11 protein-coding genes and 1 riboswitch are annotated in these 11091 nt (G+C 63.7%); of the genes, 3 read left to right on the top strand and 8 right to left on the bottom strand.

Going from position 1 to position 11091, the window contains the following annotated elements:
* Positions 1-41 precede the first annotated feature (41 nt).
* Positions 42-239 (bottom strand): DUF680 domain-containing protein, encoded by a 198-nt coding sequence (locus LB545_RS30605; RefSeq protein WP_140501224.1) that lies wholly within the window; start codon positions 237-239, stop codon positions 42-44.
* A 469-nt stretch (positions 240-708) separates the two neighbouring features.
* Positions 709-911, top strand: a riboswitch (cobalamin riboswitch).
* Positions 912-1041: 130 nt separating this feature from the next.
* Here LB545_RS30605 and LB545_RS30600 point away from each other — a divergent pair.
* Together LB545_RS30600 and LB545_RS30595 are read left to right on the top strand one after the other, a co-directional pair.
* Positions 1042-2289, top strand: coding sequence for an aromatic ring-hydroxylating oxygenase subunit alpha (locus LB545_RS30600; protein ID WP_224682012.1), 1248 nt, complete (start codon positions 1042-1044; stop codon positions 2287-2289).
* Between the two features lie 19 nt (positions 2290-2308).
* Complete coding sequence (locus LB545_RS30595; RefSeq protein WP_140818946.1) at positions 2309-3409, top strand: hybrid-cluster NAD(P)-dependent oxidoreductase; 1101 nt, start codon at positions 2309-2311, stop codon at positions 3407-3409.
* Positions 3410-3502: 93 nt separating this feature from the next.
* On the opposite strand, the gene LB545_RS30590 is transcribed toward LB545_RS30595, so the two are convergent.
* The 6 genes from LB545_RS30590 to LB545_RS30565 all read right to left on the bottom strand — a co-directional run bounded on the left by LB545_RS30590 (position 3503) and on the right by LB545_RS30565 (position 8851).
* Positions 3503-3901 (bottom strand): type II toxin-antitoxin system VapC family toxin, encoded by a 399-nt coding sequence (locus LB545_RS30590; RefSeq protein WP_140818942.1) that lies wholly within the window; start codon positions 3899-3901, stop codon positions 3503-3505.
* The gene (locus LB545_RS30585; protein WP_140501232.1) at positions 3898-4131 is read right to left on the bottom strand and encodes an AbrB/MazE/SpoVT family DNA-binding domain-containing protein; all 234 of its coding nucleotides are present in this window, start codon (positions 4129-4131) and stop codon (positions 3898-3900) included. Before LB545_RS30585 ends, LB545_RS30590 begins: the two co-directional genes overlap by 4 nt.
* A gap of 143 nt (positions 4132-4274) precedes the next feature.
* Positions 4275-5819 (bottom strand): DegQ family serine endoprotease, encoded by a 1545-nt coding sequence (locus LB545_RS30580; protein WP_140763874.1) that lies wholly within the window; start codon positions 5817-5819, stop codon positions 4275-4277.
* A 197-nt stretch (positions 5820-6016) separates the two neighbouring features.
* Complete coding sequence (locus LB545_RS30575; protein WP_140501235.1) at positions 6017-6736, bottom strand: MBL fold metallo-hydrolase; 720 nt, start codon at positions 6734-6736, stop codon at positions 6017-6019.
* Positions 6737-6806: 70 nt separating this feature from the next.
* Positions 6807-7973: a diphosphate--fructose-6-phosphate 1-phosphotransferase gene (locus tag LB545_RS30570; protein ID WP_224706283.1), complete on the bottom strand. Its 1167-nt coding sequence runs from the start codon at positions 7971-7973 to the stop codon at positions 6807-6809.
* 110 nt (positions 7974-8083) lie between these two features.
* Entirely contained in the window at positions 8084-8851 is a 768-nt protein-coding gene (locus tag LB545_RS30565; protein WP_224706282.1) for a L,D-transpeptidase, read from the bottom strand.
* Between the two features lie 505 nt (positions 8852-9356).
* On the opposite strand from LB545_RS30565, the gene LB545_RS30560 reads away from it, so the two are divergent.
* Complete coding sequence (locus LB545_RS30560; protein WP_140517779.1) at positions 9357-9980, top strand: LysE family translocator; 624 nt, start codon at positions 9357-9359, stop codon at positions 9978-9980.
* A 110-nt stretch (positions 9981-10090) separates the two neighbouring features.
* Here the strand turns inward: LB545_RS30560 and LB545_RS30555 are convergent.
* On the bottom strand, positions 10091-11091 hold a 1001-nt coding region (locus LB545_RS30555), incomplete at its 5' end, for an autotransporter outer membrane beta-barrel domain-containing protein (protein ID WP_224706281.1).

Genomic DNA, 11091 nt, shown 5'->3' with positions numbered 1-11091 from the left:
CCAGGACGGCGGAAGGCCCGCCGTCAACTGGAGATCGGCTGTTAGTTGTTGCCGAAGAGGTTGCGATCGGCACCCTGGACAGGCGTCTGGGCAGCCGGTTCCGACTTCTTGGTCGAAGCGGTGTACGAGCTGTCAACGGCGGTGGCCGCAGGGGCATTCGAACCATAATGGTCGCTACTAGCGAAGGCGCTGCCGGAAACAGCCAGAAGGGCGGCGGCAGTGAGAATGATCTTTTTCATTTTTTGATACTCCAGTATTTTAGCGGCGTGTCTTGGGAGGAAATCGCGTCGTTCGGACAGCCCCGATGTGGGAAAGCCATACCGCCATTTCCAATCACGAAGTTTTTCCGTGTGGACCAAGTTTCCACCACTTGAAATTGTGCCAGAGCCTTCAACATTCGTTTTTTTCTGTTTACTATCAGTTGGTTATGCACACACGTCGCGCGATCACCAACTGTGTCGAAGGCCCAGTGTTCACACCGTCCTGCACGCATCGTCAACAGAAACGAACCGTTCGGTTCGATTTTAGAGAGCGCTAATAGTCACTTTTCGAAACCGTTAACCTTTTTTGGCTCCGCCACGAGACGGAATCCGAGGCGGCGACCTGAGGCTTTCTGCCCCTGCAATGACGACCGCACCGTTTCCAATGCGTGTCGCGCGGCATGGATGCGATGTCGTTTTCATGCCGACGACAAGTCGGCGATCATGGTTAGATCCTGCCATCTCAGGTGCCGCCGCGTGACGACGAGGCGGAGAATTGGGAAGCCGGTCAGAATCCGGCGCTGCCCCCGCAACGGTGGTGGAGTTCAGGTCGCAACGGGAGACCACTGGGCAAAGGCCTGGGAAGGTGTCGCGACAGTCCGCAAGGACAGCTCCAGAGCCCGGAAACCAGCCTGAGATGTTGGACTCGACTGATCGCGGCGGGCGGTCAAGAGGCGGATGGTGCATGTCCGGCGCAAGCCGGCGCGCGGCTTGATCCTTCCTCTCTCCCCTCCGTTCAGTCCTTCAATGTGAGGACAGGACTTCAATGCGAGGACAGGACATGGATGCGCGCAACGACATGCTGAAACGGCTGCAAGGCCGCAGGGACGGCTTCTCACTCGAGCAGCCCTTCTATACCGACGCCGACTACTTCAAGCTCGACATGGAGCTGATCTGGTACCGCGACTGGCTGTTCATCGGCCATGATTGCGAACTGCCCAGGCCCGGCAGCTTCATTACGGTGCAGATCGGCGACTATCCTGTCGTGCTGGTGCGCGACCAGAAGGGCAACATCAACGCCTTCCACAATTCTTGCCGCCATCGCGGCAGCCGCGTCTGCAACACAGACAAGGGCACGGCGGCGAAGCTCGTCTGCCCCTACCATCAGTGGACCTATGAACTGGACGGCAGGCTGCTGTTCGCCAGGCAGATGGCCGAGGGCTTCGACAAGAGCCAGCTCGGCCTGAAGCCGGTCGCCTGCGAAAGCGTCGGCGGCTACATCTTCATTTGCCTCGCCGACGAGCCGGCGGATTTCGCGCCGATGCGGACGATGATCGAACCCTATTTGGCGCCGCACCGGCTGCGCGAAGCAAAGGTCGCCTTCGAGAGCACCATCGTCGAGAAGGGCAATTGGAAGCTGGTCTGGGAAAACAACCGCGAATGCTATCATTGCGCCGGCAACCATCCGGAGCTCTGCAAGACCTTTCCTGAGGCGCCGACCGTGACCGGCGTGCAAGGCGCCGACAGCGATCCGGAGATGCTGGCGCACTGGGCCAAATGCGAGGCCGCCGGCCTGCCGAGCAGGTTCCGCATCGACCCGGCCGGACAATACCGTGCCACCCGCGCGCCGCTGCTGCGCGATGCCGTCAGTTACACGATGACGGGAAAACGCGCGATCAAGAAGAACCTGTCCGACAGCGTTGCCACCGACCGCATCGGCTCCTTGCTGCTCTATCACTATCCGACGACCTGGAACCACATCCTTGGCGACCACGCCGTCACCTTCCGCGTGCTGCCGATCAGCGCCACGAAAACCGCGGTGACGACCAAATGGCTGGTTCACAAGGACGCGGTCGAGGGCGTCGACTATGATCTCGCCGAACTCACCCATGTCTGGACCGAGACCAACGACCAGGACCGCCGCATCGTCGAGGAAAACGCCTTCGGCATCCTGTCGCCGGCCTATGAACCCGGCCCCTATTCCGAACTGCACGAAGGCGGCGTCATCCAGTTCGTCGACTGGTACGCGCGTTTCATCGGTCCGCGCCTCGCCGAAGACGGCCGGCCGGCCCTGCGCAGCGTTGCTTGAGAGGTGAGGGATGAATGCGATGACGGATCTCGGCCTCTATCGCCATCTCGATCAGATGGCGCCCTGGAACGACAGGCTCCAGGTGCTGGAAGTGATCGGCGTGAGCGACGAGGCGCCTGATGTAAAGACCTTCACCTTCCGCTCCGACAACCAGACCTGGTTCCGCTACAAGCCGGGCCAGTTCGTGACGCTGGAACTGCCGACAGCGGATGGGTTGCTGATGCGCACCTACACGCTGTCGTCTTCGCCTTCACGGCCATTCTCGATCGCGGTGACGGTGAAGGCGCAGGCCGGCAGCACCGGCACACGCTGGATGTTCGACCATTTGAGGCCTGGTTCGCACGTCAAGGCGTATGGGCCGGCCGGAGACTTTTCGCTGCACAGCCACCCGGCGGCCAAATATCTGTTCATCTCGGCCGGCTCCGGCGTGACGCCGATGATGTCGATGCTGCGCTGGCTGAATGACTGCGCGCCATGGACCGACATCGGCTTCGTCAACTGCGCCCGCCGCCCCGAAGAGATCATCTTCCGCAAGGAGCTGGAATTGCTCGGCAGCCGCATGCCCGGCCTGTCGCTCGGTTTCATGATCGAGGAGCGGTCGAGCCGGGAAGGCTGGTTCGGCCATATGGGCCGCATCGACGCCATCCGGCTGCCGCTTCTGGCGCCCGATTTCCGAGAGCGCGAAATCTTCTGCTGCGGCCCCGACCCCTTCATGCGTGCCGTGCGCGGCATGCTCGAAGCCGCCGGCTTCGACATGGCGAGATACCATCAGGAGAGCTTTGCAGCGCCGCTGGTGGAGGAAATCCCGGCGCCGTTCGCCTCGCCGACTGGAGACGGCGCAGCCATTCCTGTCGAAGCCGCGACGCCGATCCGGTTCTCGATTTCGGATGTCGATGCCGCATGCGTCGCCGGCCAGACGGTGCTGCAGACGGCGCGCGCCTCGGGAGTCAGAATCCCCGCCGCGTGCGAATTCGGCCTGTGCGGAACCTGCAAGGTCAAGAAGCTCTCGGGCGAGGTCGAGATGAGCCACAATGGCGGCATCCTCGATCACGAGATCGAGGACGGCTTCATTCTCGCCTGCTGCTCCAAGCCGCTTTCGGCGCTTGACATCGAGGCGTGACCGGCGGCGCTCGGCGGTCTGCAACGCCGCTTAAAGCGCGTCGCATGAGCCCATTTCGATGCGACACGCTTTGGAGCGAAATCCGACGGCCATTCAGGGAGTGATCAGCGTCACAGAAGGGAAATAAGTCCGGTAGCGGCCGATATCACGCGTCAGCAGCGGAAGGCGTCCGACGGCTGCGTGGGCGCCGATGAAAAAGTCAGGCAGCACGCCGGTCCTGGATCCTCCCGATCTGCGATATTGTGTAAATGCTTTTCCGGCAAGGAAGAGGGCTGCTCTTGGCATCGGAACCATTTCTAGACCGGCCGCCTCGACAAACGCCTCCAGATCCTCGATGCGTGCGTAGCGGACGGCAAGCTCGGCATAGACCGCATCATTGATCAACAACGGCCCATCGAGGCTCGCTGCCTCGAGATGGGCGACCGACCAATCCGCCCAGCTCGGATCGTCCGTAACAACGTCGAGCAGAACGTTGGTGTCGATGAGCGTCACCGTTCGGAACGCGTCAGCGCCATGATCGCGTCGGTCGTGAGCCCCTCGCCGGCATGGCCTCGCAACCTGGCGAAGCGGCTCGCCGGCTGCTTTTTGTCAGCACGGGTCAGCACCACGCTGCCATCGGCAGCGCGCCGGAAATCGACCTTGCTTCCCGGGACGATCTCCAGGAGATCGCGAACCGGTTTGGGGATGGTCACTTGTCCCTTCGCTGTAACGGTCGTCGCCATCTTCGTTCCTCGGTAATACCATGTCTCCCGAAGGTATTACCTTGCGGTCCGGATTTCAAGGCCTGAAGCGTCAATCCCCGGCCGGGAGGCGGGCTCGTCGACCGACAAGCCCGCCATCCCTGCATTCATGTCAACGCGATGTCTCAGCCATTGGCGAAGGGCACGGCGACATAGATCTGGGCATCGCCTCGTTCCACCAGCAGCAGCACCGATTTGCGGCCTGACTTGCCGGCCTGCGCGATCGCCTGCGTGGCCTGCCTGGCGCTCTTCACCGGCATCTGGTTGACGGCGATAATGATGTCGCCGGGCTGGACGCCGGAAGCCGCCGCCGCCTTGTTGGGATTGACCGCGGCGACCACCGCGCCACGCTGGTTGTCGGGGAGGTTCATCTGCTGGCGAATATCGGGCGTGATGTCCATCAGGCCGAGCCCGATCGCCGGCAGGCGGGCGCCCTGCCCGTTTCCCGGCGCGCCGGAATCACCAGATACCGACGCGGTCTGCGCATCGTCGCCATTGCGGCCGACGTCGACGGAAAGCTGCATGGTTTTGCCATTGCGCCAGACGTCGAGCGTTTCCTTCTTGCCGGGCGAGACATCGGCGACGGCACGCGACAGGTCCTTGGGATCCTTTATCTCCTGGCCGGCGAAGCCGGTGATGAGGTCCCCCGTCTGGATGCCGGCCGCGGCCGCCGGCGAGCCCTCGGTGACCGAGGAGACCAATGCGCCGCCGGGGTGATCGAGACCTATGGCACTGGCAACGTCCGGGGTCACCGGCTGGATCTGGACGCCAAGATAGCCGTATTCGATTTCGCCGCCCTTCATCAGCTTGGCGACCACCTTTTGCGCCTGGTCGGACGGAATGGCGAAGCCAACGCCGACGCTGCCGCCATTCGGCGAATAGATCGCGGTGTTGATGCCCACGACGTTGCCGCTCACATCGACCAGCGGACCGCCAGAGTTGCCGTGGTTGATCGGCGCGTCGATCTGGATGAAATCGTCGAACGGCCCGCTGTGGAGGTCGCGGCCGCGCGCCGAGACAATACCTGAGGTGACCGTGGTGCCGATGCCGAACGGATTGCCGAAGGCCAGCACTTGATCGCCCGGCATCAACTTATCGGAATCTCCCCATTTTACCGTCGGCAGGGGCTTGTCGGCCTTGATCTTGATCACCGCAAGGTCGTTCTTGGCGTCGCGGCCGACCAGCTTGGCGGGAAGCTCTGTACCGTCGTCAAGCGTCACCTTGATCGAGCTCGCGCCGTCGATGACATGGTTGTTGGTGACGATGGTGCCGTCGGCGCCGACGATAAAGCCGGATCCGAGCGCTTCGGCGCGCTGCGACTGCTGCGGCGGCGCTTTCGGCCCGGGCACGCCCTGGTCGCCGAAGAACTGGCGGAAATAATCGTCGAAAGGCGAGCCGCCGCCGTCCAGGGGCGAGGCATCGCTCATGGCGTCCGGTTGCCCCTTCATGACGGTCGTAACCGTCACCACGGCCGGCTTGTCGGCTGCCACGATGGGGGCAAAGGAGCCGTTCGGGGCCCTTACGCCGGCTACGGGGGTCTGTGTCGTACCGACGGCGTTGCGGACGTCGTTCGGGCTTTCGGCGAAGGAGGCCACGATGGGAGAAATGATCAGCGCAGCGCCCAGCAGGGCCGCGACGCGATGTCTACGAAGAATGCTTATGGGTGACATGGTCGTTCTGTCCGGGCGAGAGTTGAACCTGGGCCGCGGATGGTTCGGGGAAAAACACCCGTCGGCTGTCGACAGCCGGATTGCCTGTCTCGCCGCGCATGGCAGCCGGCCGGATCGACAAACCAGCATCTAGGGCGCGGATTGGCCCGATTTAGGGTTTTCGGGCGACCTTACGAAGATTTAATTTTAGAGCCGGCTTATGGACCAGCCGCTCGGCTGAGATAGGCCGAGGCGATCTCGCGCATGCGCTCGCCGTCGAAACTCGGGCCGTGACCGCCATGGCCGATGCGGATCGGCAGGTCGAGCAGACGCCGCATGGTGAGGCAATAGGCCGACTTGTCGGAGTCTGGCAGGTCGTCGATCAGCCGGTCGTCATAGATGGCGTCGCCGCTGAAGAAGAGGCCGTCTGCTTCGTCGAACAGCGCGATCGAATCCGGCGAATGCCCGGGCAGATGCAGCACGCGGAAGCGGCGGTCGCCGAGATCGACGACATCACCCTCGTCGAGGGTGCGCGTCAGCGGCGCTGGCGGGATCTTGTAATCCGCAGCCTTCCAGCCCGGTGCCGGCAGTCGCGAGACGGCGCCGTCGAGGTCGTGGAACATGTAGGCGTAGGTCGCCGCCTCATCCATGTTCTCGAACTGCGCGGCACTCACCCTGGGTCCCGCGCGCAGCGCGAATTCATGCAGCGAGCCGACATGATCGAGATGGATGTGGGTGGCGACGACGATGAGCGGTTTGCCGGCCCGGGTTTCGATCTCCGGCGCCAGCGGGCAGATGCCCATGCCGGTATCGACCAAAAGGTCGGCGTCGCGGCCTGTGAGATGCCAGATGTTGGCGCGCACATAGTCATGCACGAACGGCTCGGTCAGCATCGTCGTCTTCTCGTCGACGATGCTCCTGCTGAACCAGTTCTCCATCAGAAGCGGCCCGGCATCAGGTGTGAGCCTCGCATCAGGTGTGATCCTGGAATCAAGTATGGTCCCGACATCAGACGAAGGGCTTTCCGACCTTGTATTTTTCCGGCACCAGCCGCTTCAGGTAAGCCATGCCGGCGTCGGACAGATGGTTGGCGTCCGGCTTCATGAAGTTCTCGGGCATGTGACGGGTCTTGCCGGCCACGTTCTTCAGCGGCACCTTCTTCAGCACGGTTTTGGTGCCGTCATATTGCAGCGCCACGGAGCCGCCGCCCTGTTCGGCCACGGTGACCGCGAACGCTCCCGCGTCGAACGCCTCCTGCGCGTCGACGGCGCTGATGGCGCCGACATAGCCGCGCGGCATGTAGCCCAGCGCATCGACGCGGGCGCGCTTGCCCGGCAGCCCTTCGGCGAGCGCCCGCTCGAGTGCCGCCGGCAGGTCGCTGCCCGATAGCTTGACATTGCCATGCTGGTCGCGCTCCAGCTTCTCGGGCGGGACCAGGCTTTCAACCAGCGCCTTGCCGTCGGCGGTGCTGACCCCTTCCGAGACCGCGACGATGCAGCGCTTGTGGCGGTCGAGCGTAGCGCGCACGTCCTCGATGAAGGCTGTGGCCGAGAACGGCCGCTCCGGCACGTAGACGAGATGCGAACCACTGTCGGGATCGAGCTGCCAAGCCGCGGCCGCGGCCGTGAGGAAGCCGGCGTGCCGGCCCATGACGATGCCGACATAGATGCCGGGCAGAGCGCGAAAATCGAGATCGACGGACAGGAAAGCGCCGGCGACGAACTCGGCCGCCGAGATGAAACCCGGCGTGTGGTCGTTCTCCTCGAGATCATTGTCGATGGTCTTGGGCGCATGCACGAACGCGATCTTGCCGCCGGCGGCATCGGTCAGGATCTGCTGCGTGCCCGACGTGTCATTGCCGCCGATATAGATGAAGGCATCCGCGCCGGCCTTCTTCAGGCCGTCGAGGACGACCTCGCAATAGGCTGCATCCGGTTTGTCGCGCGTCGAGCCAAGGGCCGCGCTCGGCGTTCCGGCGATCAGCCGCAGGCGGTCTTCCGGGACGGCGGAGAGGTCGACATAATTGCCGTCGCGGATACCGCGCACGCCGTGGATGGAGCCCAGGACCTTGGCGCCGGGATGCCGCTTGCGGATCTCCAGCGTCGCCCCGACCACGGTCTGGTTGATGACGGCCGTCGGGCCGCCGCCCTGCGCGATGACGAAAGTTCCGGCCATTGGTGAAATTCTCCCGGGCGATTGAATTTCAGGCACCTTCGCCTGTCTTTGGCCATCGCGCAACGGCAGAAACGACCGGCCGCGCCAGCGGCCGCGAGGTGAGGCTTGAGCTAGACGACGACGACCGGGTTCTTCTTGGAAACGCGGCTGTAGAGGTCGATGATGTCCTGGTTGATCAGGCGCACACAGCCCGACGACATGGCCTGGCCGATGCTCCACCATTCGGGCGAGCCATGGATGCGGTAGCCGGTGTCCTTGCCGTCCTGATAGATGTAGAGAGCGCGCGCCCCGAGCGGGTTGGTGAGGCCGCCGGGCTGGCCGCCCTGCCATTTTACCAATTCCGGCTTGCGGGCGATCATTTCCGGCGGCGGGGTCCAGGTCGGCCATTCCCGTCCGTACTGGATGTTGGCGCGGCCGGACCAGCGGAAGCCGTCCTTGCCGATGCCGACCCCGTAGCGGATGGCGTCGCCCCCCGGCTGGACGAGGTAGAGCATGCGCTCATTGAGATGAACGACGATGGTGCCGGGCGCTTCGCCCGTCTGGTCGACGACGATCTGGCGGCGGAATTCCGGCTTGATCTTGAGGTAGGGCACCTCGGGCACGTTGAAGCCGCCGTCGCTCAGGGACGCGTACATCAGGTCGGGGCTGGTGATGTTCTTGTCGACGCTGATGCTCGGCCGGATCGGCCGCACAGAGCCGGTGACCGTGTCGTCGAGCTCGAGCGCCGGCAGGCCGCCGCCCGAAGTCGAGCAGCCGGCGGCGCCAAGCAGGGCCAACGCCCCTGCCCCGGATAAAACGGCGCGGCGAGAGAGAGGACTATCGGTTTCGATTGCGTCGCCGTTTCGCGGCGGCGTCAGACCTTGCGGCAACTCACGCATGTACCCAAACCCTACGCTGTCGGCAGGAAGCACGGTCCGGCCGGATGACGAGCATTTTCATCATTCATGGTTGATAAAGCGTGAAGGCCTTGCGCTGCCTGCATTTGCGGGCAGGCTGGGCGCCGTTGCGCCCTTCCTGTCGGCTGCGAACCAGCGCTGCCTGCGCAAAATCACCTCGCTCGGATCATAATCCCGGCGCCAGTGCTTCCTACCTCTCCTGGTGACCGGAGGGGCTCCATGTGCAAGACCTTAAAAACCGACATCAAGCTTTTGCCGCGGCCATTGTCGCCGCCGCGACAGTTCTCGGTGCCAATGTCAGCCTTGCCGATATCGTGGCCATGCTGGGCGGCGCGAACTGACGCCTAGCTGCCATGGCGGAATTGGAGCCGGCAGTTCCAGGAAAATGTGCGGCGGTTCTCCGTCCGGTATTGCCCGGAAACAAACCGCTTTACATTCTCCTGGACCGAAGGATTTATCCTCTTCTTTGAGCTCAAAGGAGACGAGCATGTCCTTCGAAAACTGGGCCGCCTTCGCTGCCGCGTCGACCATCCTCCTAGTCATTCCGGGACCGACCATCCTTCTGGTCGTGTCCTATGCCCTCGGCCAGGGATGGCGCACCGCACTGCCGATGGCCGTCGGCGTGGCGCTGGGCGACTTCACGGCGATGACCTTGTCCATGCTGGGCATCGGCGCCCTGCTGGCAGCTTCGGCCACCGTCTTCACGATCCTGAAGCTGATCGGCGCTGCCTATCTGGTCTATCTCGGCGTAAAACTGTTCCGGGCCGGCGGCGCGCTCAAGGCCGAGCCGCGCACCGATGCCGTGTCCTCCGCCAGGATGATGGGGCATGCCTGGCTGGTCACCGCGCTCAACCCGAAAAGCATCACCTTCTTCGTCGCCTTCCTGCCGCAGTTCCTCGACCGGCACGCCGATTTCTGGACGCAGATGCTGATCTTCGAGACGACCTTCCTGGCGCTCGCCTTCGCCAATGCCTTCGGCTACGCGCTGATCGCGTCGCGAGCGCGCAACCTTGTGCGCAACCCTAGGGCGATCCGCGTCTTCAACCGCACCGGCGGCACGCTGCTGGTTGGCGCCGGCATCGCCACAGTGGCGATGCGTTCAGGGAATTGAACAAGGGGGATTCGCTCAACGCACAGCGTTAGCGCTGCCCCTCACCTGCCTGCCGGCGGATGAGGGGCGGCGTCGACTTTACGCACGAAAACAGCGCCAGCTTCGCCGTCTCACCACTTGATGCTGACGCCGAGATTGCCCTCAAGGATGCGCCGCTTGTCACCGCCGAGATTGGTGGTGTAGTCGCCGGTGGCGAAGAGGCTGACCTTGTCCGTCACCTTGGCGGTCACGCCGCCGCCGAATTCGAACGAGGTCGAGCGGCTTTCGGTCGAGATGTCGGTGGTGTCGAAGTTGACGTGATCCGTGCCACCGGAACCGTGCCAGAGATTGGCCTTGAGGTAAGGTTGCAGCACGGTGCCGTTCAATGTCGTCTCGCCCTGCAGGCGCAGGCCGAGGCGTCCGGTGACGTTGTCGTCGAGATCGAAGGAAACCGACGCGAAGCGATCCTCGGCATCGTCGAGCGATAGATGCTGCCAAATCAGTTGCGCCTGCGGTTCGAGCGTCCAGCCTTGCGCCAGCGCGATCGGGTAGCCCCCTTCCAGCGAAGCGGTGACGCCGGTTCCCTTGACATCGATGCCGATGTCGCGGGTCGAGGTCGCATCGCCGCTGAAAAAAGTGGCCATGACGACGCCGTCCAGGTACCAGCCCCCGGGACCGATACGGGTCCAGTAGCCGCCGACGCTGGTGCCGCCGAGATCGATGTCGCCGACGCCCAGATCGTTCTGCCCCAGCGCCTGGCCGCGCACATCGCCGTTCATGGTGGCATAGGCGATGAACAGGCCGGCACGATCGACGCCACCTGAAGCGGTTTCCTGGCCAAACACGTCGAAGCCGCCCTGGAACCCGAACAAGGTGCCGTCGAACGACGGCGAAACCGTTCCCGACCAGCCCATCTTCGCGTCCTGGCCGAAGATACGGCCCCAGACCGGAGAGAGTTCGGTGTTTGACAACAGGCTCTGTTCGCCTCGCCGTTCATGGAAAGTGCCAAGTGTCGTCATCGCCAGATGCTCGGCCACCGGCGGAACCGCCGAATAGACCGGGACCTCGACACGGTAGAGCAGGATCTCCTCCCCTGCCGCGGGCGTCGGAAGATCGGGCACCGCAGTCGGGA

Source organism: Mesorhizobium sp. BR1-1-6, from assembly GCF_020165355.1.
GTDB lineage: Bacteria > Pseudomonadota > Alphaproteobacteria > Rhizobiales > Rhizobiaceae > Mesorhizobium.
Note: the sequence above shows the minus strand (reverse complement) of the source record. Positions and strands in the feature narration are given on the sequence as shown.